Below are 23913 nucleotides of genomic sequence, written 5' to 3'. Positions count from 1 at the left end.
TCTTGAATACTGTATCGAGACAATATGTTCAGGAGGTATTAACATGACACCCACACATTCACATCTTGCTTGGCATGAAACACTTGAGCTTCATGAATTGGTAGCTTCACAGTCCAATGCCCTTATGAAATTAAAAAAAGCCTATCCAGAAATAAAAGACCCGGTTTTAAAAACACACTACAAACACATGATCAATTCGCTTACGCAAAACATCATGGAGTTGTTGCAGTTTTATCCGTTAACGCCTGATGCCAATCGGGAAGAGGACGATCGTATGGGAGAAATAATGCAAGGGGATGAAATAAGAGATGATGCATCGGCAATGGCTGCCGGGGATCTACTCGGGCTAGCCAAATCCTCCATCAGAAATTATGCGACTGCCATAACTGAAACGGCCACCCCCTCACTACGGAAGGTCTTTAAAAAGCAATTAAATGGGGCCATCGATAATCACGCAAGAATTTTCAACTATCTATATGAAAGAGATCTCTATCCAGCTTATGATTTCAACCAGCTTCTCCAAAACGACGTGAAGACGGCCAAAAAAGCTTTGTCCCAATTATGAACGAAAAAAGGTAAGTGGAAATCGATCGCCTCCACTTACCTCTTTATTTTCCCTAAACACCAAATAAGATAAATATGTAATATAACCCTTTATATGGTAGAATGATAAGCCGGAGGGGATTAAACCATGAGATTCTTTAAAATGATTTTCTTTTGTATCGGCCTTTCTCTATTCTTAAGTGCCTGTGCTTCAGAAAATGAGGAAACCGTAACTAAAGAACAAACCGAAAATACGACAGAGAACAAAACGGAAGAAAAAAAACAGCCTGATGAAAAAACCGAAGAGAATACGAAATCCGTCAAGCTAGACATACCGAATCAAGAAAGCTATAAAAAGCTTTCCGCACTACTTTCAAATCAGAATGATCCCAGTCTTGATCCTGAAGACTATCATAAAGTCATGACAGAACAAAAAGATATCAGGACCTTCATTGACAAAATGGATAAGATTGAAGTGAAAAAGAATAATGACGCAGCGGAACTACTAGATTACTCCATGGCCACCTTAGAGGAAACCACATATTTTTTTGAATTATTCAAGGACGAAAACAACAAATTTAGTGTATTTTTCTTTGAAGATGGGCAAGTCATGTTAGTGAAGACGGACTTATCGAACAAGTCAAAGGAAGATCAGGAAAAAACCTATGTTTCGATTGCGAAGCACCCTGAACTGTTACAGGAATTGAAAGATTCTCTTTCTATTAATTTCTAGTTTATCGTGTACATAATGAAAGCCTATCAAAACTATTTTGATAGGCTTTTTTGTCGTCATCCTATTAGAGGTTCAAGAAAAAACGGCATGTCCCTTGTTAGTTATTTCAAACAAGGGGACATGCCGTTTCAGTTAACATTTTACTTTTTATATTTCTTCACAGTCACTTTCGTAGCTTTGCCTGTATTGCCCGCTTTATCTTTTGCTGTGACGGACAAGGTCGAACCTGCTTTTTTCTTGCTGATTTTCACGGTATATTTCCCTTTGTTATCAGCTTTGGCCGATCCGATCTTCTTATCTTTGTACTTGACCGTAACCGTCGATCCCGCTTCCGCTTTACCGGTTACTTTTTTTGATTTGTCCGTTACTTTGTCGACTTTTGGTGCACTTGGTGCCGTTTTGTCCAACACAGTCACTTTCGCTGCTTTACTTACCCGTTTCGCCGCGTCTGTAGCTGTTATGGAAAGTTTTGTCCCTGCTTTTTGTTTACTGATTTTTACTTTGTAATTGCCTTTGCTGTCTGCGTTGCCTTTGCCGATTACTTTTTTGGCACTATTCTTGATGGAAATCGCGATTCCCGCCGTTGCTTTTCCCGTTACAAACGTATCTTTGTCACTTACTGCCTTCACAGTAGGTGCTTTAGGAGTTTCCCCCTTCTTCACAAACAGCTTGATTGAAGAGACAGCGACTTTAGAAGAATCCGAAATCACGACGTTTAGGCGTTGATCGGCCTTTTGAGCTGGAATTGCAGCACTGAACGTACCTTTGGCTGAAGTCACCGCTGTTCCGATTGTTTTGCTTCCGTTTTTCACTTCCACTTTTGAACCTGCTTTTGCCGTTCCTGTCAGCTTCGTTTGATTATCAAGGATCGGGTTCACTGCAGCTTTCAGGTCCACTTTACTAAGTGCACTAAAGCCATTCAGCCTTCCAAACCCTGAAACATAATCCCTGTCGACGGCTGGTGCTATCGGCTCTCCTTCATCTGTATAATCCTGATCCATTCCTTCATTGTCTTCTTCCTTGAAGGCAATGTAATCGGATGTTTCATGAAGGATGGTGCGTACGTCATTTATTTTCAATCCTGGATTACCGGATAGTAATAACGCGGCAACTGCTGCGACATGTGGTGTTGCCATCGATGTCCCATCCATTAACGTGACATTTCCGTTTGGCATAAGACTTGGGATCCCTGTTCCAGGTGCCACCAAATCAAGTGTCGGGCCAAAGTTGGAATAATCCGAAACGATATCATAGGCATTGGTTGCCCCGACGGATATTACATATTTAGAAGAAGCCGGATAAGAAAGCATGCTGGCTTCATTCCCGCTTGCGGCCACGATCACGACACCTTTGGATGCTGCGTAATTCAGGGCGTACTCGATGGTCCGGCTATAAGACCCGCCCAAACTTAAGTTAATGACCTTTGCTCCCTTGTCTGCCGCATAAATGATTCCGGCTGCAATTTTTTCCGTGTCCCCTGCTCCTGAAGAATCAAGGACCTTGACCGGAAGGATTTTGGCCAATGGATTGATTCCCTCCATGGAATATCCATTATTCGACTGGGCTGCGATGATGCCTGAAACATGTGTACCATGTCCATTATCATCGATCGCGTCCACTTTCGGATCGATGAAGTTCTTGCCTTGTCCCATATTGACTTTGTCTTTTAGATCCGCGAGCGTATTATCGACGCCTGTATCGATTACCGCAACCAATGTCTCTTTCAGATCGCGATTCTTAATAAGTTTCTGCAATTCGTCATTATGGATGTCAGCGCCTTTTTTACTCACTTCACGCCCTTCATTGTTCAAGGACCATTGATACGATGATTGAATATCATTCGAAAGGGCTTTATACGTTTTAACCGGCTCGATATACTCTACATCCGAGAGGTTTTCAACCTGTGTAAGGGCTGTTGCACTCATCTTGCCCGTTCCCTTTAACTCCACCACATATGTATCATCGAGGATGACATCTTGTTTTTTGAAGGTCGAGAACGTTCCATAGCTTTGTACCTTGGTTTGAACCGAAGTCAGTTTTTTACCCGGTTTCATCTTGACGATATACTTGCTCGTGATGCTTTTGGAAGCCGGTAGCTTATAACCCGCTTTGCTTGCGATATCGACAACGCGCTCACCTGCAAGGTTATTGATGCCGATCTTATCCGCAATGCTGTTCATTTCTTTTTTCAGTGAAGCTGGGACGGCATCGACCGTCACATCGAACAATTCTTTAATGGCTTGTTGCTGTTTATTTGAAATGACTGCCGTACTGCTTTCCCCATTTTCATTAAGGTCCGCAATAAGAGGTTGAAGGATTACTAGATTGTTGTATACATCGTCTCTTTTACTCTTGCTGCCGGCCATATCAAGGACCAAGAATGGTGCAGCCTTATAATACAAGGAAGATAGGGCGCGTCCTTCCTCTGACTTGGAAAGAACTCCATCTCTGAACTTGCGAATTTCACTCAATAGGTTTTTACCCGTGGATTTTCCTACAGCGCTTAATTCCACTGGGCATGAATCCATTCCAAGTTCGTCCGATGTTGCGGAAGGAGGCAATTTAACGGATTGTGCATGTATTTTGTAAGCCGTCTTATTCTCCGCTTCCGGTAATGATAGTCCCTCTTCATCCACTTCACCGAAATACTCTATTTTCACATAATAGCTTCCTTCCCAACCGAACGGGAAGTCGATGACGGCCTTTTCTTCAGGGCCACTAGTTGCCCGGTAGTTATCATACGTTTCATCTTTCTCTGCTTTTTCTAAAGTAGGATAGACTGAAATATTAAGATAATCGTCCGATTCTACATCGAACTCAACATGGGAAAACTGATTAGTATCATCTTTCGTTGGGGTGATCTGGAGCCAATGGGTCTCAGGCTTGTCAAAATTGCCTTCAACCGTTTCTCCACTTTTAATGGAAGCTGCATGTATGATTTTTGATGAATCTGTCGCAGCCTGGGATCTTTGTGGAATCAACATGCCAAAAACAAGTGAAAATATAAGTACACATACCGTAAATCGACTTACCTTTTTAACGTTCAATAGTTACCCTCCTAAAATTGCTAAAAATGCTTTACTATACCAAATTATCACACTGTTAAATATTATCAACCATTTTTTTGGCAATAACTTGAGAATGGTAGACTCCAAGGAATAAACAGGCATTTTGCACTAATACGTATCTTTGAATCTAGCTATTCTGCTTTTTATAAGAACAGGGTTTTCCTACTATTTCTTCCCCATTCACTTAGGATTCCGCCATATCCCCCATATGTGTCCGAATCTCGAATCTTGCTTCTTCCACTTTCTTCATCTGCGTTTTGGGAAGCCTTATTCTTAGGTACATAACCAACCATCATTAGCAAAAAAAAAAAAAGAATCTTCAGCGAAGATCCCTTTTTTTCCGATTCAATTAAAACGCTCGATCATTGACCGATTCATTCTCTCTCTATTACAGGTTAGCTCTCAAAAGTTAGAAGAGTTACGTATTCTTCACCGATAAATGCATGACAAACTGTTCACCAATCGGACCGGTTTTTCTCTTACCTGTATCAGTAAAACCTACTTTTGCATACAGTCGCTGAGCAGGAACATTTTTATGATTAACAACTAAAACGATTTCATCACAGTAAGGAAATTCTGATTTAACAAAATCACTTAGTAAGAGCATCGCTTGTTTAGCATAACCTTTTCCTTGCTTTGCATGGTTAACAGATAATGCAGTTAAGAGCATCGCTTTCGGATTATCCGAGTACGCCTTAACTCGTTCCGCTGAATGTAATAAAAAGAAGCCTACAGGCTCACCCTTACATAAAATAACAATACGATGTTGTCCTTCTTTCACCTCTAAAATCTTGCTTGGTAATGCTGTGAACTGCCCTTGTTCTTCAGGAAGTTCAAAGGAATGTAATACGTCAAAATATTCATTCGAAAAATGTTTTAACTCCACGTCATGAACGTTTTCCATAGTTATGATTGCTCCTTGGTTTTTCATTACATTTTACCATAAAAATACATATCACAATATGGTCCTAATATTTATAAATCGACGAATGTCCCTTTCCAGGGCAACACAAAAAAAGAGCTGCCCCGGCCAATATGCGGGGCAGCTCTTTTGATTGTTAGTTTGCGACGATGTTGACTAATTTGCCAGGTACGGCAATGACTTTGCGGATGGTTTTACCATCAATCTGTTCCTTGATGGCGTCTTCGCCCATCGCGATTTCTTCGAGTTTTTCTTTCGTCGTATCAGTCGGCACCATAAGTTTGGCTTTGACTTTTCCGTTGATTTGAATGACGATCTCCACTTCGTTATCGACGAGCTTCGCTTCGTCGAACGCAGGCCATGTTCCGTAAGCGATACTTTCAGAATGCCCCAGCTTAGACCAAAGTTCTTCTGAGATATGTGGTGCAGCCGGTGCTAGCAATTTCACGAAGCCTTCGATATATTCTTTCGGAAGTGCTTCCGCTTTGTAGGCATCGTTGATGAATACCATCAGCTGTGAAATCGCCGTATTGAATTTCAATTCTTCATAGTTCTCGGTCACTTTTTTGACAGTTTGATGATACACTTTTTCAAGCTTGCCACTGTCATCCGTTTCGACCAATTTATCCGTCATCGTACCGTCTTCATTGACAAGTAAGCGCCAGACGCGATCCAGGAATCGGCGTGAACCGTCCAATCCGTTTGTCGACCAGGCAATGGATGCATCCAATGGCCCCATGAACATTTCGTACATGCGAAGCGTATCCGCACCATGGCTTTCCACGATGTCATCAGGGTTCACGACATTCCCTTTTGATTTACTCATTTTTTCATTATTCTCGCCAAGGATCATCCCTTGGTTGAATAAGTTTTGGAACGGTTCTTTCGTTGGTACGACACCGATGTCATACAAGAATTTATGCCAGAAGCGCGCGTACAATAAGTGAAGCACGGCATGCTCGGCACCACCGATATAAATGTCGACCGGCATCCACTCTTTTAATTTTTCCGGATCGGCAAGAGCTTCCGTATTGTCCGGATCGATATAACGAAGGAAGTACCAGCTACTACCTGCCCATTGTGGCATGGTATTCGTCTCACGACGGCCTTTACGTCCGTTTTCGTCAACTACATTCACCCAATCCGTGATGTTCGCAAGTGGTGATTCACCCGTTCCTGAAGGCTTGATGTCCGTTGCCTTAGGTAGAAGTAATGGAAGCTCTTCTTCCTTAAGTGCTGACATGGTGCCATCTTCCCAATGGATGATTGGAATTGGCTCACCCCAGTAACGTTGGCGGCTGAACAACCAGTCGCGAAGGCGGTACGTGATTTTTTTCGTACCGATCGCTTTTTCTTCCAACCATTTAATCATGGCCGTGATGCCTTCTTCTTTATTCATTCCATCCAGGAATCCGGAGTTCACATGAAGTCCGTCGCCCGTATAGGCTTCTTTCGTCACATCTCCACCAGCTACGACTTCTTTGATTGGCAAGTCGAATTTGACTGCGAATTCATAATCACGTTCATCATGAGCAGGAACCGCCATGATTGCACCCGTTCCATAGCTGATCAATACGTAATCGGCAATCCAGATCGGCATCTTTTCGCCATTGACCGGATTGATTGCATAAGCACCCGTGAACACGCCTGATTTATCTTTTGCAAGGTCCGTTCTTTCCAGGTCACTTTTATGTTTCACTTCGTCTAAATAGGCGTCAACGGCAGCACGTTGTTCGGATGTCGTGATCTTATCCACGAAAGGATGCTCTGGAGCAAGAACCGCATAGCTTGCACCGAATAATGTATCCGGACGCGTCGTGAACACCGTGAATGATTCATCGAATCCATCGATCGTGAATGTGACTTCAGCCCCTTCAGAACGGCCGATCCAGTTACGTTGCATATCCTTGATGTTTTCTGGCCAATCCACATCATCCAAATCGTCGATCAGACGGTCGGCATAAGCCGTGATGCGCAACATCCACTGCTTCATTGGACGGCGTTCGACCGGATGTCCGCCACGTTCACTTTTCCCATCGATGACTTCTTCATTCGCTAAAACCGTACCAAGTGCCGGGCACCAGTTCACAGCGACTTCATCGATATAGGCAAGGCCTTTTTCGTATAATTTCAAGAAAATCCATTGTGTCCATTTATAATATTCCGGATCCGTCGTATTGATTTCACGATCCCAGTCATAAGAGAAACCAAGCGCCTTGATTTGGCGACGGAACGTGTTGATATTGTGTTCCGTGAATTCAGCCGGGTCATTCCCCGTATCGATTGCGTACTGCTCTGCCGGAAGACCGAATGCATCCCAGCCGATTGGATGGAGCACATTGTACCCTTGCGCCCGTTTCATCCGTGCCAGAATATCACTCGCCGTGTAACCTTCCGGATGTCCAACGTGAAGACCCGCTCCAGATGGATAGGGGAACATATCCAGCGCGTAGAATTTACGTTTGCCGCTATCTTCTCCCGTTTTAAACGTTTTGTTCGCTTCCCAATATTGCTGCCATTTCGTTTCTATGCTTCTATGTTCAAAAATCATTAGACTTCCTCCTATTTTCCGTATAAAAAAAACAATAAAAAACCCCTCATCCCAAATTGGGACGAGAGGATTATGTATATCTTCCCGCGGTACCACCCACATTGGCGACAACAAACAATCGCCCAGCTTAAAAGTTCCGTAACGTGGATTGGACGCCAGGCATTACTATCGCTTCACACCTGTGACTCCAAGACGAGTTCACAATCAATCCAGGTTGACTTGCACCATCCGTCAACTCTCTAAACTGGTTCTAATTGCTACTACTTCTCTTCATAGTCTTTATAAGAATATTTGATTTTATTTCATTCTAGTCAATTTTACCGATAATTGCAATAGCCGGTCACCAACATTATCTCCAGGTTTTTCATTATATATGCATCACCATTCAAAATCGTGCACATTGGAAAAGGGAGCTATGCTTCCATAGCCCCCACATACACCTTTAATGACGCAATAAAATCATATCATTCTTTATATCATTCAATTGCTGTTGCATCCTTTGAAGCATATCCCGTTGCTGGGCATCCGCACTTCCATACATTTTGTCCAAATTTGTCAAAGCCTCTTCGATATAAAGCTGTGACTTCTGGAATTCCTCATCACTGTAATGGCCCAGCCTTGATGCTTCGTTATATTCATAATCTGCAAATCGGAGAGCCCCTTCGCATTGCTCCAATAACTGACCAACGGATTGTCTAGTTGCCATTTCAAACCCTCTCCTTCACGTTCGTTTGGATGACATTACATCATCACAATTAGTTTGAACTAAGAACGGGAGGATTATCATTTTTTTTCACTTATCCCAGAACTTTACCCCTTGATGGGAAATGAACTGCTCCAGCCACTCCGCGAAACCCATATGAAGCGGCTTGCTTTCATCGAAATCATCGATATGACCTTTTACCATGATATAATCCTGCTTGCCTTTGGCCACGTCATTTCCATGGATCACAATATTATCTTGATAAATGCAGGCCACCTTATAACAGCCTTCATAATCTTCTTCATACGTGTAATTTATGATATCCTCAAGGCTGTATAAATCATTTTCGCCCCCGGATTCAACATGATCGAACAGGCGGCACCCATTCGTTATCTTCAAAAATGCTTTATATTCATCTGGCAGCAGCAAACCGGTCTTTTCCTCAAAAGCGAGGATTTGTTCGTCCGAGGCAGGAGAATTGAAGGTACACGTTGCATTGAACACAGTCCCATCATCATTGACTTCTAGCACCTGGTTATTTTCTGCTAATTTCTTTTTCATTTGATTTATGACTTCTTCTACTTGAACGGTCATATTCATCAGCTCCCGACTCAATTTAGATAAACGAACACACCTGTTTAACTATCTAAAATTAACCTTCAAGATACATTATACGCTTCTTTTTTAAGAAAAAGACCTATTCTCCGGAATGTTGTATAATATAGGTTGCGCTTTATTACACGTAGGAGGTTGCTGATATGGATCAAGCAAACCCGTTTATATATGCAACGGATAACAAACGATATCATACTTGGAATTACCATTTACGCCATCACTTTGGCCATAAAGTTTTCAAAGTTGCGCTTGACGGCGGTTTCGACTGTCCGAACCGTGATGGCACAGTCGCACATGGCGGCTGCACCTTCTGCAGTGCCGCAGGATCGGGGGATTTTGCAGGCGATCGCGTCGAACCGCTTGATGTCCAATTTAAGAAAGTCAGTGAAAAAATGCACCACAAATGGAAAGACGGCAAGTATATGGCCTATTTCCAAGCGTTCACGAACACGCACGCACCCGTGGCAGAGCTTCGTGAAAAATACGAAAGCGTCCTCACTCAGGAAGGAGTGGTCGGGCTTTCCATCGCGACACGCCCGGACTGCCTGCCTGATGATGTAGTCGACTATCTAGCCGAACTGAATCAACGTACCTATCTTTGGGTCGAGCTTGGCCTGCAGACGGTCCATGATGAAACGGGGAACTTGATCAACCGGGCCCACGACTATGCTTGCTACAAGGAAGGCGTCGATAAACTGCGTAAACACGGGATCCGGGTCTGTACCCACATCATCAATGGCTTGCCTAACGAAGGTTATGCAATGATGATGGAGACCGCACGCGAAGTCGCTAAACTTGATGTCCAGGGAATCAAGATCCACCTGCTTCACCTTTTGAAAGGAACGCCGATGGTCAAGCAATATGAAAAAGGAATGCTTGAATTTCTTGAACGGGACGATTATGTAAATCTCGTATGCGATCAGTTGGAAGTCATTCCCCCAGAAATGATCGTCCACCGCATTACCGGCGATGGCCCCATAGACTTGATGATCGGGCCGATGTGGAGCGTCAATAAATGGGATGTCCTGAACGCCATCGATGCCGAACTGAAACGCCGCAATAGCTGGCAGGGAAAACATTATCAATCAGAGGAGGTCCCATCACCATGAAGCTGGATCGCGTTTTGGATTTTGCGAAGCTACTTCTTGAGAGAGCCGTTCAACAAGGGGACATCACCGTTGATGGAACGATGGGCAACGGCCATGATACCGTCTTTCTCGCCCAATTGGTCGGCGAAACCGGTCATGTCTATAGTTTTGACATTCAAGAGCAAGCCATTCACACTACCGCGAATAAATTGGAAACGGAACATTTACAAAAGCGTTGCACCCTCGTCCACGATGGACATGAACAGCTCGATACGTATATCACCGTGGAACATGCTGGAAAGATCACCGGGGCCATCTACAACCTTGGCTATCTCCCTGGAGGCGATAAATCGATCATCACGCAAGCCGATACGACAATCGCTTCTCTTGAAAAACTGTTCGACATGATGGCGCCGGAGGGCATCATCGTCCTCGTCATCTATCACGGCCATCCAGGAGGAGAGGCGGAACGGGATGCGTTGATGCACTACGTACAGAACCTGTCTCAACAAAAAGCCCATGTCCTGAAATACGACTTCATCAACCAAGTTCATTCACCTCCGTTCCTCATTGCGATAGAAAAAAGGTAGAACTCACACCACCGTTCAATAAACGGTGGTGTTTTTGTAAATCCGACCGAATTTTTTCGAACTTTTAAACTTTTACCCATTATAATGAGGAAAAAATGGATAAGTGGGTGCAGAAACATGGAACAATTATCGACTTCGTTACTGGCAGGGCAGATTTATTGACTGAGAAAATCAAACGGGATACAAGTGAATCATATGGTCTATTCGTCACCAGCCTGACTGCATTGACCGAAGATAGAACACGATGGAAGAATTGAAGCCGTTCGAACATGTCTTTGACAAATTCCTCTAAAACAAAAAGCTGCTGAAGTTTCTCAGCAGCTTTTTTCTTATTTAAACGACATAGCCCAATATCTTCAACCGGTTTTCAACGAAACTCAGTGCATATTGAAATACGTCATCCCGCTCCGGTTCATTGAAAATTTCATGATATAGTTTCGGCCATTCCTTGTATTGCTTTTCGCTGGCCAAGTTATAGTTGAACCACTCCCGGACCGCCTTTTTGTTGACGACCTTGTCATCTCCGCCCTGCATCATCAGTAAAGGCACGTCCTGAAACTCCGGAATCTCTTCAAAAGCATCCTTCATTGCCTGTACAAGCTCCCGATACCAGCGAACGGAAACCTTGGTAATGTACAATGTATCGTTCGTATCCGATTCACGGATTTCCGAATTCCTCGTCGCCATTTGGGGAGTTAACCCAGAATCCACCCGGAATTTTGGCATCACGATATTCATGCCGTGTGAAATGGCGGTTAAGTATTTGGGAGGATGCGTCATCAGACCGAGGCATGGCGATGATAAAATGACCCCCGCGATGTCCCATTCTTCCTCCTGAAGCAGGCGGATCGCAATCAACCCACCCATGCTATGTCCTAATAAAAAGACAGGAAGGGAATAATCGTATGCATCTTCAATCCAGCTTTTTACTTCTTCTAAATATTCGTCAAAGGAATCGATATGCCCCCGGAAGGCGCGTGTCGTCATTCCCTGCCCGGGTAGGTCGCCCATGACGACATGGTATCCGGCTGAAAGCCACATTTGTGTTAACCACTTGTAACGGCCATGATGCTCCATTGCCCCATGAATAATGACGATGACGCCTTTTGCATCTCCGTCCGTCTCCCATTTCCACATTCGAAATCCCCCTTTCACTTTTCTCTAGTTGTAAACGTTCCATGCAGAATGAAAAATAATCTATATGGTAAATTATAACCACATTTTCGGTTTTCAACAAAAACGAAACCTAATTAATTGTGCTCAATCAAATAGTAGCCAAGGCTATTTTGATACGGTATATTAAAATAATACAGCAAAATTATCCACTTCGGAAAGGAAATGATGAAAATTGATTATTTATCCATTCAAAGGCATGGAACCAGAAATTTCCGAAAGCGCCTATCTTGCTGAAAATGCCGTCGTGACAGGCGATGTCAAAATCGGTGATGAATCAACGATCTGGTTCAATACCGTCATTCGCGGCGATGTGGCACCCACCATCATCGGGAAAAGAGTAAGCGTGCAAGATAACAGCGTACTTCATCAAAGTCCCAATAACCCACTGATAATCGAAGATGAAGTGACCATTGGCCACCAAGTCATTCTACATAGCTGCAAAATTCGAAAGAGAGCCCTCATCGGCATGGGTTCGATCATCCTTGATGGAGCGGAAATCGGTGAAGGTGCCTTCATCGGTGCAGGAAGCCTTGTCCCCCAAGGAAAGGTTATCCCGCCGAACACCTTAGCCTTTGGAAGGCCGGCCAAAGTCGTTCGTGAAATTAATGAGGAAGATCGCCAGGATATGGATCGCATTGTCCGGGAATATGCTGAAAAAGGACAACTCTATAAACAGGCTGACCGAATAAAGTAACACCAATCGTATGATTACAAAAAACGCTTAGCTAAAAATAGGATTCCTTGAATTATTCCCTAGGAAGCCATATTTAATCCTATTTTTGCCCATCAAAAAAGGTGCCTTGCATTAAAGCAAGGCACCTTTTCTCATATGATTTACGCTTTAGCTTGTGTTTTTAAAGCTTCTGCTTTATCCGTACGCTCCCAAGGCAAATCAACATCTGTACGGCCGAAGTGACCATATGCAGCTGTTTGCTTGTAGATTGGGCGACGTAGGTCAAGCATCTTGATGATACCAGCTGGACGTAGGTCGAAATTCGCCTCTACCAATTCCACTAGCACCTCTTCACTTACTGTTCCCGTTCCAAATGTATCGATTGAGATGGATACAGGCTTAGCCACGCCGATTGCGTAGGCCAATTGCACTTCCGCTTTGTCAGCCAGGCCAGCAGCTACGATGTTCTTCGCAACGTAACGAGCGGCATATGCAGCAGAACGGTCCACTTTTGTTGCATCTTTACCAGAGAAAGCACCGCCGCCGTGACGAGCGTATCCGCCGTACGTATCAACGATGATTTTACGGCCAGTAAGACCAGCATCCCCTTGAGGTCCGCCGATTACAAAACGGCCAGTCGGGTTGATGAAGTATTTCGTATCTTCATTGATTAAGTCAGCCGGTACGACCGCATTAATCACATGTTCTTTTAAGTCGGCTTGAATTTGTTCAAGTGTCACTTCAGGATCATGTTGTGTGGAGATGACGATTGTGTCTACACGTACAGGTAGGTTATTTTCATCATATTCAACCGTTACTTGCGTTTTTCCATCAGGACGTAAATAACTTAGCGTGCCATCTTTACGAACTTGAGAAAGACGGAATGATAGCTTATGAGCCAATGAAATGGGAAGTGGCATAAGCTCTTCCGTTTCATTGCACGCGAATCCGAACATAAGACCTTGGTCCCCTGCACCGATAGCATCGATTTCCTCATCGGACATCGTACCTTCACGTGCTTCCAATGCTTTATCAACACCCGCTGCAATATCAGCAGACTGCTCATCGATCGAGCTTAGCACAGCACAAGTCTCGGCATCGAAACCATATTTCGCACGAGTGTACCCGATACCTGCAATCGTATCGCGGACAATGCGTGAAATATCCACGTAAGCCGATGTTGTAATTTCTCCAGCAACAAGTACAAGACCTGTCGTTACACTTGTTTCACACGCAACGCGTGCATTTGCATCCTTAGCTAGGATTGCATCTAAAATGGAATCTGAAATCTGATCACAAATTTTATCCGGATGGCCTTCTGTCACAGATTCAGAAGTAAATAGACGTTTCTTTGACATCTTATTTCCTCCTTGGAAGTTAGTATGTTGTAGGCATGAGCCTGATCTTTTACGGAACTCGTTTCCCTTATTAGTTTCAATCATAGACACAGAATTAATGAATAAAAACACAAAAACCTTCCCTGGCAAATGAGGAAAGGTTTAAAAATTCTATCATCTATCCTTTCACTCTTATCGTTCAAGGGTTTTTACCTTGCTCAGGTTAGCACCATCACCACTATTCCTTGAAGGTTCATCGCTTTATTTTCGGCGATTGACCTTGGAGTCAAGTTCAATATGGCAGGTTGCTGGGTTTCAAAGGGCCTGTCCCTCCACCAACTCGGGATAAGAGAATCCGTACAATTTAAGATACTATCGTATTTAGTCTGAATTTGTCAATGTTTTTCTAAATAGAACATTTTTCCCCAATGAAAAATAAAAAAACTTTTTATCTGGCACAGCCGGAATATAAATAGTATTCTTAAAGAGTGTAAACTAAGAAGATAAGACCATTGACTTACAATGGATAAATCAGACAAAATGAACATACCATCCGAACCCCATATTCATCCCTTTTTCAAATACATAAATGGTTGTTCACTTCTTTTCTTCCTATTATAAATGAAAAGGTACACTAATCCTAAAACGGGACTTCACAAAGACTTGTGGCAGCAATCGTTTTTCACATCCTAGATTTACTTCATCCAGATCGTCTCCCGATTCAACCAGATTCAAAAACATCCATCCAGGATGACTCACTGCAAGTATATGCCCGCACTATACATAAGGTTACACTCGAAGTGAGATAATTGATTAATGCGACTATTCCATTTTCATTCACAAAAAAAGTTAAATAGTATAGACTATTTAATCCAATGTGTTATACTAATTGTATTATAAAAACTTAAACAAAGGAAGGTATCTCATATATGAATTCTGTTGACGTTAATGAGTTACACCAATTATTAGCAGGAAATAATGTGCAAACTCAACTCTCAGTTCCTCAATTAGTTGAAAAAGTATTAAGCAGAAATGAAGGCGTTTTAACTTCAACCGGCGCAGTAAAAGCTGAAACGGGCAAATACACGGGCCGTTCACCTAAAGATAAATATATTGTGGAAGAAGCTTCTGTAAAGGACAAAATTGACTGGGGCCCAGTTAACCAACCCATTTCCGAGGAAGTATTCAATAAACTATATAGTAAAGTAGTGGATTACTTAAAGACAAAAGAAGAAGTCTTTGTCTTCAAAGGTTTTGCTGGTGCAGACGAATCATCACGCCTTCCTATCCGAGTGGTTAATGAATATGCTTGGCACAACCTTTTTGCTCATACATTGTTCATCCGTCCGAATGAGGAAGAACTAAGAGGGCATGAAGCAGAATTCACCATCCTTTCCGCACCTAATTTCAAAGCGGATCCAGCAGTTGATGGAACGCAATCCGAAACGTTCATCATGGTATCATTCGAACGCCGTACTATCCTAATCGGTGGAACTGAATACGCAGGTGAAATGAAGAAATCGATTTTCTCAATCATGAACTACCTACTTCCGGAAGAAGAAATCCTTCCGATGCATTGTTCGGCAAACGTAGGTCGTGAAGGCGATGTCGCTTTATTCTTCGGATTGTCCGGTACTGGTAAAACGACTTTATCTGCCGACACGAACCGTAAACTGATTGGTGATGACGAACACGGCTGGTCTTCTAATGGTGTATTCAACATCGAAGGCGGATGCTATGCAAAAACCATCAACCTTTCACGTGAAAAAGAACCACAGATCTTCGACGCCATCCGTTTCGGCGCCGTATTGGAAAATGTCGTGGTAGATCCCGAAACACGCGTGGCGGACTACGATGACAGCTCATTAACGGAAAACACCCGTGCTGCATACCAAATGCAAGCGATCGATAACATCGTGAATCCAAGTATTGCGGGACACCCGAATACAATCATTTTCTTAACGGCTGATGCTTCTGGCGTACTGCCTCCAATCAGCAAACTTTCTAAAGAACAAGCCATGTTCCACTTCTTGAGCGGATACACAAGCAAATTGGCAGGTACAGAAAGAGGCGTGACGTCTCCTGAAGCAACATTCTCTACATGCTTCGGTTCACCTTTCCTACCACTTCCTGCTACACGCTATGCTGAAATGCTTGGAGAAAAAATCGACGAGCATGACGCAAAAGTATACCTGGTTAACACAGGATGGACTGGCGGAGCTTATGGAACTGGAAGCCGTATGAAGCTTGCTTACACTCGTGCCATGATCCAAGCGGCACTTGAAGGTGAATTAGCCAACATTGAAACCGTTCAAGACGATATCTTCGGCTTGAACATTCCGGTTCATGTTCCTGGTGTTCCTGATGAAGTGCTTCAACCAATCAAAACATGGGCAGACCCTGCTGCATACACAAAATCAGCAAAAGACCTTGCCGCTCAATTCCGTGCAAACTTCAAGAAATTCGGTAGCGTACCAAACGAAATCGAAGAACTTGGCGGGCCGATTGCATAATAAAGTTAGGAAAAAGGACCAAGCGAAAATCGCTTGGTCCTTTTCTTCATCATCAAAGCAAGAATGCATAGTCCCTGGATATCCTCCTCTTCCCCATATTAGCTTTCTACGCGCACACCCCTTGGTTATCCCCATCCCCTTCCTCCTATTTCATGTGACAAATCGCATTGCAACAGAAAAAACCCGAACGACTAAAACACCGTGTGAGTGGTGTTCTTCGTTCGGGTTCTTCATCGTGTTCTTAAATCTTGAAATGGCTTACTTCCTTCTGTAGGTTTTCGGCCAGGATTGCTAGTGATTGGGCGCCTGTCGTAATCTGTTCATTCGCCGCTAGCTGCTCTTCTGTGGCTGCACTTGTATCATGTGCCCGTTCAGCAGCGCTCACCGCAATTTCCTTTACGGAAGTGGCCCCTGCTGCCACCTCTTCGGTCATGGCTTGAATGTCTTCGATAGCATTGGATGCCGACTCTATCCGTTTTCCCACTTCACCGACAGCCACTTTGATCTGGTCGAACACCTGCAAGGAATTCTCCGATGCAATGAGTCCATCTTCGGCTTTCTTGGTTCCCATCTTGATGGATTCCACCCCTTTTTTGGTCGCATCTTGAATCATGCTGACCATGTTTGCAATCTCTGAAGCGGACAATTTCGATTGCTCAGCCAGTTTCCGGACTTCATCTGCCACGACCGCAAAACCCTTTCCATGATCCCCGGCACGGGCAGCCTCGATCGCGGCATTCAATGCCAGTAAATTGGTTTGGTCGGAAATGTCCGTAATCAAGGCTGTCACTCTTTGAATATCACTTGAATGGCTCGTCATCATTTCCATGATTTTCGCCGAGTCCTGAATGGTGGAATTGATATGATTCATTTCCTTTGTCACCGCATTCATGCTGGATGACCCCTCACGAACTAGCGAATTCACCGTTTCAGCAGATTGAAGCATGTCGACATTGCTTTCCGTAACTCTCCCGACGGCTGCAGCCATTTCATTCATGGAATCCACCGAATTTTCAATAATGACCACTTGCTGATTCGTTCCTTGCATATTATCCTCTGCCGTTTTAGCAACCATCTCCGAAGAGGCAAGGCTTTCCTCGGAACTGGCTGACATTTGCTCCGCTTGAACGGCTAACTGGCTCGAAGAATCCCTCATACTCGAGACTATCGACTTCAGTTCATTAACCATTTTGTTGAATGCACCGGCCATTTCCCCAATCTCGTCCTTGTTCCGGACCTGTATGCTTTCCACCTGGAGATTTCCTCCAGCAACCTCACCAATAGCCGCAGTGAGCTTGCGGACCGGACGGGTGATGCTGCGACTCAGGACAGTCGGCATTACGATACTAAGTATGAAGCCTCCGATGATGACCAACGTGATGAAGCTCAGCATATCCTTCACCAAAGCATCAATCTCTTTCCTTTTCTCTTGCATATAAACCTTCTGGTTGTCACTTAACTGTATGGCTTTTTCGATGATTGTTTCTTCTAGTACACTGGTCTCTTTCGCAATGACCAAAGCTTCCTGTGTTTTCTCTTTCTGGACATTATTGATTATTTGTTCTGAAAGTTCTGTATACTTCTGTTTTGCTTTATATGCCTCTTCCAGTAAAACCCGATCTTCTTTCTTTTCCATCGTCTTTTCTAACTCTTTATAGGCACCTTCAAACCTATCATACTTCTCGGACCGGCCTTCTAAATACTTGGCATCTCCATAGATCATATATCCCCGAATATCGTTGGAGTAATCTTGCTGATTGATGATCAGGTCATCCACAAGTTGAGTCTTTTTCACGCGATTATCCAATAAAAACGTATATTGTTTATTAAGATCATCGATAATCAACAAATATACAGTTCCAATGGCCAATAAAAATACAAGTAAAGATAAAAAACTACCCCATAATTTTTTTGATACAGTTAATTTCATATAGCATCCCCCAAGTCGGTTTTCTATCTTCTTTGACCATCATATAAGAGTATAAAGTCCTATATCCATTTTACCATATTCTACATAATATTTTGTCACTTCAAGGAAAAAAAACCTAATGCTCGTTAAAGAGTCATTAGGTTTCCTCGTCGAATCCATATCTCTTTTTCCTTTTTAGACATAACAAAACCCCACCTCTACTATTCGTAACGGGTGGGGTTTCTATAAGGCTTCCACATCGGCTAGATCCATCTACAAGAACACGTCCTTTTCAATTTAAATGGCTAATTTACTGTATTCGTCTAACTGATCCTCGGTTAAATGTTTGATGAAATGGTGAAAGTTAATCGACTCGATTCCATATCTTTCGCAAGTCATTAAATAGGTTTCATACGCTTTAGTATACATATTCATTTTACTTTTCCTCCTCTGTTATATAACAAATTATTTATTGTATTAATAATATATAACAGGGCGGATCATTCTGTCAATATTTTTTCAGAAATTTTAAAAAACAAAAAAAGACCACCGAATAGGTGATCTCTAAATTCCATGACCTCTTTTACCAAAGAACGTACCTTCTCTTTTCAAATAAAGCAGGATGGTACAGAAAATGACTACTTCTGATAAAGGAATCGACAGCCATGCCGCATTGGTTCCGAATAGGAAAGGAAGGGTTACCAGGAATATGAGCATGAAGAGAAATTCCCGGCCAATCGTGATCCAGGCTGCCATCTTGACTTGCCCGACCGATTGGAAATAGGTCATCATGACGAAGTTGACCCCCATCAGAATATACCCGCCAAAGAAAATCCGAATGCCAATTGTTGCGAGTTCCTTCACTTCTTGTGAAAAGTCTCCGAATAAAGCAACTATATACGGTGCCGTCACTTGTCCGAGTAAGGTAATGAATACCCCCGCACCGATGGCCGTTAAAATGGCGATGCGAACCGTCTCGCGTTTTCGCTTCTCATCTTTTGCTCCATGGTAATAGCTAACGAGCGGTTGGATGGCCGACCCGATGCCAAGAAACATCAATAGCATCACACTGTGGGCATAATTGACAATGGAAAAGGCGGACAATCCGTCCGTTCCCGCCAACCGGGAAAACACATTATTATGCGCAATCGTAAAGACGGATACACCGAGTTCAGATAAAAAGCTGGGAAAGCCGATTGACATGGTCAAAAGGAAAAGCCGCTTATCAAACCGGAACTTGACCAGACGAAGGGTGTTTTTCTTCGTGAAGAAATGGGCGGAAAGCACGACGATTCCAAGCGCCGACGCGGTGATTGTCCCAAACGCGATTTCACGCACCCCTAAATCGAACACATACAAAATGATATAGTTCAATACGAAATTCGAAACAGCCGTCACGATCAATGCCGTCATGGCCAGTGTCGGATTTCCATTATTCCGGATAAAAATACTCAAGGCATTTTCTAAGGTGAAAACAAAACCGAGCATCAAGAAAACGTTCATATAATCCGTCGCAAAGGGAGCGGTCGCTTCATTTGCCCCTAATGCGAAAACGAGCTGATTGTGAAACATATAGGCAATCAAACCAATGACGATGGTGAAGCCTGTAATTAGAACGATGGAATGCGTAAAAATGAAGCGGGAACGCACATAATCCTTCGCTCCCATGCTTTGGGAGTATAGCGTTGCACCGCCGACACCAATCCAGATCGACATGGCGACAAAAATGGTATAAATGGGTCCAGCAATATTTACCCCTGCAAGGGCAACGGACCCAAGTTTGTTACCGACCATGACGCCATCGACGACAAAGTTCAATGCCATCAAGATCATTCCGATCATGGAAGGAATCAAATAGCGTAAGAAGATCTTTCCCGTCGATTCTATTTCCAGAAGACTTTTCTGTTGTTGTTCTCTCATTGCCATGTTCCCATCTCCTATTGCTTAACCTTACTTGGAAATTCCGCTCCAAAATACGGTCCATAATGCGTCAAATTTATCTTCCAACCGCTTAGGGTCATCGGAGTATACAAGTTCGACCAAGATGGCCACGATCACACCTGTGTAGGCCAATGTTAGCGTCCGGGCATTTCCCGAACGAACCGCCCCTTCTGCTATCCATGAATCGAATAACTTTTCTAACAGTGCTTCCTGTTGATTCTCGAGATCCGCCGCTTCCCGCTGCACCACTTTATACAAATGAGTAGGCGGAAAGAACTCCATCCTGAGCCAGAACTTTAAATTCTCATTTTCCTGAAACATCCTTCTCATCTCATCCAAGAATCCATATAGCGTCCTTTCCGGATCTTGTTTTTGCTTAAAATACGCCTCATAAAAGGATAGCTCCATCTCCTTGGCATCTGTAAGGACGGCTAAAAATAAATCATCCTTTCCTTTAAAATGAGAATAAATCGACTGTTTTTTAATTCCCACATCATCAGCTATTTGAGAAAGCGACGTGCCCTCATATCCGTTAACCGCAAAATGTTTGAGTGCCGCTTTTTTAATTTCTTCACTTTTCATTACCTTCACCCTTCATCAACCAATATTTTACCCGCACTGGTACGCTCATTATCCTAACGAACGTTCGTCAGGCAATTATTACATAGAAGTTCCATTCTGTAAACAGGGAAAAGTGGCCGCAGATCATTCCACGGCCACTGGTATGTATACTTGCATTTAAATCACATGGAAATAGTTTAAGATATTCTTGCCGATCAATAAGACGGTGACGCAAATGAATAATAGCCTAACATAGGAAGATCCCTTTTTAATCGCGAAGTTCGTCCCGACTAAAGCCCCGGCCACCATGGCGATCCCCATCGGAATTCCGTAAGCAAAATTGACCGTGCCCATCGATAGGAAAACAACGAGTGCTGCAATATTACTGCCAAAGTTCAAAATCTTGGCATTGCCAGCCGCTTGAACAAAATCAAATCCTATGATCAAAAAGGCAAACAATAAAAAAGAACCCGTCCCTGGTCCAAGAAAACCATCGTAAAAACCAATTGCAAAAATGACCACTAACATCAGAATGAGCTTATTCCGGGTCAATCCCTTATACAAGGTTTCTTTACCCCAATCCTTTTTGACGATTGTGTAAATCGCGACAATCACTAATATCAACAGAATCAACGGCTTCAATATGTCAGGCGAAACAAAGTGAACGACATAGGCCCCCAATATCGACCCGATTATGGTCAGCGGCAAAAACTTGATGACAAATTTGAAGTTCACTTTCCCTGCCCGAATAAATGAAATCGTACTCGTCAAGGAACCCATCGAGCTCGAAAACTTATTCGTCGCTAAAGCCGCAGATGGTGAAATTCCCGTAAACAATAAAGCAGGTATGGAAATAAGACCGCCCCCGCCCACAACAGAATCAATGAAAGCAGCGATGAAACCCGCTATCACCAAAAACAGCAACGTATAAAGATTAATATCCTCCATCTACATTCCTTCTTTCAACAGCAATATCTCATCCATTATACTCCGGTGTCCTGGATTTTTTATAAATATCAAACAATTCTTCATAAAAATTAGATCTCGAATCAACGGCTGCCGTGAATGTTGAATTATCCACGCGAATGTCGAATTAATCGCACGAACGTCGAATTATGTGCCACCAATGGCGGAATGCTGGATAGTTCGGTCGAATTCCGTCCGTTCTCTACCACATAAAAAAGCGCATGCTAGATTCGCATGCGCTTCATGTATTCAATTCGTTGAATTCAGTGAGATCAATTGATATGTAATGTTGGTTTTTTCATTCATCCATTCGACTTTGCGGATGACGGCCGTTCCACTTGAATCGGATTGAATCGTTTTACGGACATCAATCGGGATGTCGATTGGATATAAGCGGTACCCGGCTTTCGTCAGGCTGAACACATTTTCTTCTTCACGAATTTCGTTTCCCTTTGTCACGATCATGGTGTTGAGTTCCATAGGCATGCCCATGTATATCTCCTCCTCTGGTCAATATACTTCATTCTACCATTATTCGGTTTTACTTTTCATCCAAGTTGTTAAATCTTCGACCACTTTTCGATTGACCGCAGGCGGGAAGAAATGCGTGAATTGTGGGAAATACCAACTTTCGACAGGCTTATCGTGGGCCTTCAACCTTTTTTCCAGTCGATAGGCATGTTCCACCGATACATTATCATCCCTTTCCCCATGAATGATCAGAACCGGAACATTCAATTCCTCGATGGCAAACAACGGCGTCCTGTATTCATATTGCTCCGGGCATTTCTTAGGACTACCACCGATGACCCTCTTCATCATCCGCCGCATATCGACTCGTTCGACATACGTCATGAACATATCCGACACTCCACCCCATGTGACAAGGGACGCAGCCGTCTGACAATGGATCGCCGTCCATAGTGCCATGATGCCACCCCGGGAAAAGCCGAGGATATGAATATGCTCCTTATTCACCCGTGGATGCTGCTCCAACAGGTTAAAGCCCGCTATCGCATCGAACCGATCTTCTCCGGCAAAATCCTCGTCCCCCTCCCCGCCTTGGTTGCCCCTATAAAACGGGGCAAAGACGATGAACCCTTCTGCCGCATACTGGATGATTCGTCCAGGCCTTACCTTGCCGACGTTTTTAATGCCACCCCGTAAATAAAGGAAAGCATCGTGAATGTCCCCATCCACCGGCTCAGCCAGTAATCCCTTTACCTTCAAACCTTGAGACATGTAAGTGACTAAAAAAAGGTGAATGCCAGGATGTGGTGAAGGGAACCGTTGCTTTGAAATCATCCTTCCGTTCTCCATGTTCCGCTCCCCCTTTCTGTTTCCCTTATTGTAAAACATTCAATCGATTTTATCCCCTGTTAGGCATTCACCATTTTCCCACTCGTTCATACGATAAGATAGGCAAAATTCCTATATATTAAGGAGGAAGGTAAATTGAAGAAATGGTGTAAAGCGGGTGTCCTATTTTTACTTGTATGCATGCTAGTCATTCCCCTTGGGGCATGTGGTTCAAAGAAAGAAGAAACGACGAAGGTCCGTGTGGCCGAAGTGACACGCTCGCTTTTCTATACGCCGCAATATGTCGCGATTGAAAAAGGTTTTTTTGAAGAAGAAGGCCTAAAAATCGATTTAAAAACGACTGCTGGCGGCGATAAGACGATGACCACTCTACTGTCTGATGGTGCGGACATTGCACTCGTCGGATCGGAAACATCCATCTATGTCCAGGCGCAAGGGTCCAGTGACCCGGTCATTAACTTTGCCCAGCTAACGCAAACGGATGGGACCTTCCTTGTTTCACGTGAAAAGATTGAAAATTTTGAATGGGATATGTTGAAAGACTCCACCTTCCTCGGACAGCGTAAAGGCGGAATGCCGCAAATGGCGGGGGAATTCGTCTTGAAAAAACACAATATCGACCCGCAAAAAGATCTGACGCTCATTCAGAATATTGATTTTGCGAACATCGCGACCGCATTCGCATCCAGTAACAAAATGCATAC

General features: G+C 43.5%; 21 protein-coding genes, 1 pseudogene, 1 riboswitch and 1 other annotated feature. Of the genes and pseudogenes, 8 read left to right on the top strand and 14 right to left on the bottom strand.

All coding sequences use genetic code 11. The annotated features are described in order from the left end of the window. Positions 1 to 43: 43 nt before the first annotated feature. Positions 44 to 565, top strand: a complete 522-nt coding sequence (locus ACIQXR_RS15710) for a spore coat protein (protein WP_402875081.1) — start codon at positions 44 to 46, stop codon at positions 563 to 565. Between the two features lie 126 nt (positions 566 to 691). Beyond that, entirely contained in the window at positions 692 to 1276 is a 585-nt protein-coding gene (locus ACIQXR_RS15705; protein WP_402875087.1) for a hypothetical protein, read from the top strand. 140 nt (positions 1277 to 1416) lie between these two features. Here the strand turns inward: ACIQXR_RS15705 and ACIQXR_RS15700 are convergent, their stop codons facing one another. The 5 genes from ACIQXR_RS15700 to ACIQXR_RS15680 form a co-directional block, all read right to left on the bottom strand. Beyond that, positions 1417 to 4323: a S8 family peptidase gene (locus tag ACIQXR_RS15700; RefSeq protein WP_402875090.1), complete on the bottom strand. Its 2907-nt coding sequence runs from the start codon at positions 4321 to 4323 to the stop codon at positions 1417 to 1419. 439 nt (positions 4324 to 4762) lie between these two features. Beyond that, positions 4763 to 5248 (bottom strand): GNAT family N-acetyltransferase, encoded by a 486-nt coding sequence (locus tag ACIQXR_RS15695; protein ID WP_402875093.1) that lies wholly within the window; start codon positions 5246 to 5248, stop codon positions 4763 to 4765. 154 nt (positions 5249 to 5402) lie between these two features. Continuing rightward, the gene (gene leuS / locus ACIQXR_RS15690; RefSeq protein ID WP_402875096.1) at positions 5403 to 7817 is read right to left on the bottom strand and encodes a leucine--tRNA ligase; all 2415 of its coding nucleotides are present in this window, start codon (positions 7815 to 7817) and stop codon (positions 5403 to 5405) included. Positions 7818 to 7871: 54 nt separating this feature from the next. After that, positions 7872 to 8100: a binding site (T-box leader), on the bottom strand. Positions 8101 to 8259: 159 nt separating this feature from the next. Then, positions 8260 to 8523: a DUF2524 family protein gene (locus ACIQXR_RS15685; protein ID WP_402875099.1), complete on the bottom strand. Its 264-nt coding sequence runs from the start codon at positions 8521 to 8523 to the stop codon at positions 8260 to 8262. An 87-nt stretch (positions 8524 to 8610) separates the two neighbouring features. Next, a complete protein-coding gene (locus ACIQXR_RS15680; RefSeq protein ID WP_402875102.1) occupies positions 8611 to 9114 on the bottom strand; it encodes an SMI1/KNR4 family protein in 504 nt (167 codons plus the stop codon). A gap of 164 nt (positions 9115 to 9278) precedes the next feature. Here ACIQXR_RS15680 and mnmL point away from each other — a divergent pair, with 164 nt between their 5' ends. The 3 genes from mnmL to ACIQXR_RS15665 all read left to right on the top strand — a co-directional run bounded on the left by mnmL (position 9279) and on the right by ACIQXR_RS15665 (position 11070). Further along, positions 9279 to 10244, top strand: a complete 966-nt coding sequence (gene mnmL, locus ACIQXR_RS15675) for a tRNA modification radical SAM protein MnmL/YtqA (RefSeq protein ID WP_403080356.1) — start codon at positions 9279 to 9281, stop codon at positions 10242 to 10244. Further along, the gene (gene mnmM / locus ACIQXR_RS15670) at positions 10241 to 10813 is read left to right on the top strand and encodes a tRNA 5-(aminomethyl)-2-thiouridylate-methyltransferase MnmM (RefSeq protein WP_402875107.1); all 573 of its coding nucleotides are present in this window, start codon (positions 10241 to 10243) and stop codon (positions 10811 to 10813) included. The genes mnmL and mnmM overlap by 4 nt, the downstream gene beginning before the upstream one ends. A gap of 95 nt (positions 10814 to 10908) precedes the next feature. Further along, the gene (locus ACIQXR_RS15665) at positions 10909 to 11070 is read left to right on the top strand and encodes a hypothetical protein (protein ID WP_402875110.1); all 162 of its coding nucleotides are present in this window, start codon (positions 10909 to 10911) and stop codon (positions 11068 to 11070) included. A gap of 76 nt (positions 11071 to 11146) precedes the next feature. On the opposite strand, the gene ACIQXR_RS15660 is transcribed toward ACIQXR_RS15665, so the two are convergent. Then, a complete protein-coding gene (locus ACIQXR_RS15660) occupies positions 11147 to 11950 on the bottom strand; it encodes an alpha/beta hydrolase (RefSeq protein ID WP_402875113.1) in 804 nt (267 codons plus the stop codon). Between the two features lie 214 nt (positions 11951 to 12164). Between ACIQXR_RS15660 and ACIQXR_RS15655 the strand changes: the two genes are divergently transcribed. Further along, positions 12165 to 12683, top strand: coding sequence for a gamma carbonic anhydrase (locus tag ACIQXR_RS15655; protein WP_402875249.1), 519 nt, complete (start codon positions 12165 to 12167; stop codon positions 12681 to 12683). 140 nt (positions 12684 to 12823) lie between these two features. Here ACIQXR_RS15655 and metK read toward each other — a convergent pair whose 3' ends face one another. Next, on the bottom strand, positions 12824 to 14020 hold the full coding sequence (gene metK, locus ACIQXR_RS15650; protein WP_402875116.1) for a methionine adenosyltransferase: 1197 nt from the start codon (positions 14018 to 14020) through the stop codon (positions 12824 to 12826). Positions 14021 to 14188: 168 nt separating this feature from the next. Next, positions 14189 to 14351: riboswitch (SAM riboswitch) on the bottom strand. A 577-nt stretch (positions 14352 to 14928) separates the two neighbouring features. Between metK and pckA the strand changes: the two genes are divergently transcribed. Further along, positions 14929 to 16512, top strand: coding sequence for a phosphoenolpyruvate carboxykinase (ATP) (gene pckA, locus ACIQXR_RS15645; protein WP_402875118.1), 1584 nt, complete (start codon positions 14929 to 14931; stop codon positions 16510 to 16512). Between the two features lie 241 nt (positions 16513 to 16753). On the opposite strand, the gene ACIQXR_RS15640 is transcribed toward pckA, so the two are convergent. From ACIQXR_RS15640 to ACIQXR_RS15610, 7 genes are all read right to left on the bottom strand, one after another. Continuing rightward, on the bottom strand, positions 16754 to 18442 hold the full coding sequence (locus tag ACIQXR_RS15640; protein WP_402875121.1) for a methyl-accepting chemotaxis protein: 1689 nt from the start codon (positions 18440 to 18442) through the stop codon (positions 16754 to 16756). A 276-nt stretch (positions 18443 to 18718) separates the two neighbouring features. After that, positions 18719 to 18856 carry a hypothetical protein gene (locus ACIQXR_RS15635; protein ID WP_402875124.1) on the bottom strand — a complete coding sequence of 46 codons (138 nt, stop codon included), beginning with the start codon at positions 18854 to 18856 and terminating at the stop codon, positions 18719 to 18721. 129 nt (positions 18857 to 18985) lie between these two features. Continuing rightward, on the bottom strand, positions 18986 to 20347 hold the full coding sequence (locus tag ACIQXR_RS15630) for an MATE family efflux transporter (RefSeq protein ID WP_402875127.1): 1362 nt from the start codon (positions 20345 to 20347) through the stop codon (positions 18986 to 18988). Positions 20348 to 20371: 24 nt separating this feature from the next. Next, the gene (locus ACIQXR_RS15625; RefSeq protein WP_402875130.1) at positions 20372 to 20944 is read right to left on the bottom strand and encodes a TetR/AcrR family transcriptional regulator; all 573 of its coding nucleotides are present in this window, start codon (positions 20942 to 20944) and stop codon (positions 20372 to 20374) included. A 156-nt stretch (positions 20945 to 21100) separates the two neighbouring features. Beyond that, complete coding sequence (locus ACIQXR_RS15620) at positions 21101 to 21871, bottom strand: TSUP family transporter (RefSeq protein ID WP_402875132.1); 771 nt, start codon at positions 21869 to 21871, stop codon at positions 21101 to 21103. Between the two features lie 267 nt (positions 21872 to 22138). Beyond that, entirely contained in the window at positions 22139 to 22381 is a 243-nt protein-coding gene (locus ACIQXR_RS15615) for a DUF2584 domain-containing protein (RefSeq protein WP_403080354.1), read from the bottom strand. A 39-nt stretch (positions 22382 to 22420) separates the two neighbouring features. Further along, the gene (locus ACIQXR_RS15610; protein ID WP_402957029.1) at positions 22421 to 23209 is read right to left on the bottom strand and encodes an alpha/beta hydrolase family protein; all 789 of its coding nucleotides are present in this window, start codon (positions 23207 to 23209) and stop codon (positions 22421 to 22423) included. Between the two features lie 180 nt (positions 23210 to 23389). On the opposite strand from ACIQXR_RS15610, the pseudogene ACIQXR_RS15605 reads away from it, so the two are divergent. Beyond that, a pseudogene (locus ACIQXR_RS15605) lies at positions 23390 to 23896 on the top strand (ABC transporter substrate-binding protein); the annotation flags it as partial. Between the last annotated feature and the right edge of the window lie 17 nt (positions 23897 to 23913).

It is taken from the genome of Peribacillus sp. NPDC097224 (assembly GCF_044761985.1).
Taxonomy (GTDB): domain Bacteria; phylum Bacillota; class Bacilli; order Bacillales; family DSM-1321; genus Peribacillus.
Note: the sequence above shows the minus strand (reverse complement) of the source record. Positions and strands in the feature narration are given on the sequence as shown.

Bases quoted from the DNA above. Each gene is read 5' to 3' on its own strand.
- ACIQXR_RS15710 (WP_402875081.1), top strand. From the start codon at position 44: ATGACACCCACACATTCACATCTTGCTTGGCATGAAACACTTGAGCTT.
- ACIQXR_RS15705 (WP_402875087.1), top strand. From the start codon at position 692: ATGAGATTCTTTAAAATGATTTTCTTTTGTATCGGCCTTTCTCTATTC.
- ACIQXR_RS15695 (WP_402875093.1), bottom strand. From the start codon at position 5,248: ATGGAAAACGTTCATGACGTGGAGTTAAAACATTTTTCGAATGAATAT.
- leuS (WP_402875096.1), bottom strand. From the start codon at position 7,817: ATGATTTTTGAACATAGAAGCATAGAAACGAAATGGCAGCAATATTGG.
- ACIQXR_RS15685 (WP_402875099.1), bottom strand. From the start codon at position 8,523: ATGGCAACTAGACAATCCGTTGGTCAGTTATTGGAGCAATGCGAAGGG.
- ACIQXR_RS15680 (WP_402875102.1), bottom strand. From the start codon at position 9,114: ATGACCGTTCAAGTAGAAGAAGTCATAAATCAAATGAAAAAGAAATTA.
- mnmL (WP_403080356.1), top strand. From the start codon at position 9,279: ATGGATCAAGCAAACCCGTTTATATATGCAACGGATAACAAACGATAT.
- mnmM (WP_402875107.1), top strand. From the start codon at position 10,241: ATGAAGCTGGATCGCGTTTTGGATTTTGCGAAGCTACTTCTTGAGAGA.
- ACIQXR_RS15665 (WP_402875110.1), top strand. From the start codon at position 10,909: ATGGATAAGTGGGTGCAGAAACATGGAACAATTATCGACTTCGTTACT.
- ACIQXR_RS15660 (WP_402875113.1), bottom strand. From the start codon at position 11,950: ATGTGGAAATGGGAGACGGACGGAGATGCAAAAGGCGTCATCGTCATT.
- metK (WP_402875116.1), bottom strand. From the start codon at position 14,020: ATGTCAAAGAAACGTCTATTTACTTCTGAATCTGTGACAGAAGGCCAT.
- pckA (WP_402875118.1), top strand. From the start codon at position 14,929: ATGAATTCTGTTGACGTTAATGAGTTACACCAATTATTAGCAGGAAAT.
- ACIQXR_RS15640 (WP_402875121.1), bottom strand. From the start codon at position 18,442: ATGAAATTAACTGTATCAAAAAAATTATGGGGTAGTTTTTTATCTTTA.
- ACIQXR_RS15635 (WP_402875124.1), bottom strand. From the start codon at position 18,856: ATGAATATGTATACTAAAGCGTATGAAACCTATTTAATGACTTGCGAA.
- ACIQXR_RS15630 (WP_402875127.1), bottom strand. From the start codon at position 20,347: ATGGCAATGAGAGAACAACAACAGAAAAGTCTTCTGGAAATAGAATCG.
- ACIQXR_RS15625 (WP_402875130.1), bottom strand. From the start codon at position 20,944: ATGAAAAGTGAAGAAATTAAAAAAGCGGCACTCAAACATTTTGCGGTT.
- ACIQXR_RS15620 (WP_402875132.1), bottom strand. From the start codon at position 21,871: ATGGAGGATATTAATCTTTATACGTTGCTGTTTTTGGTGATAGCGGGT.
- ACIQXR_RS15615 (WP_403080354.1), bottom strand. From the start codon at position 22,381: ATGGGCATGCCTATGGAACTCAACACCATGATCGTGACAAAGGGAAAC.
- ACIQXR_RS15610 (WP_402957029.1), bottom strand. From the start codon at position 23,209: ATGGAGAACGGAAGGATGATTTCAAAGCAACGGTTCCCTTCACCACAT.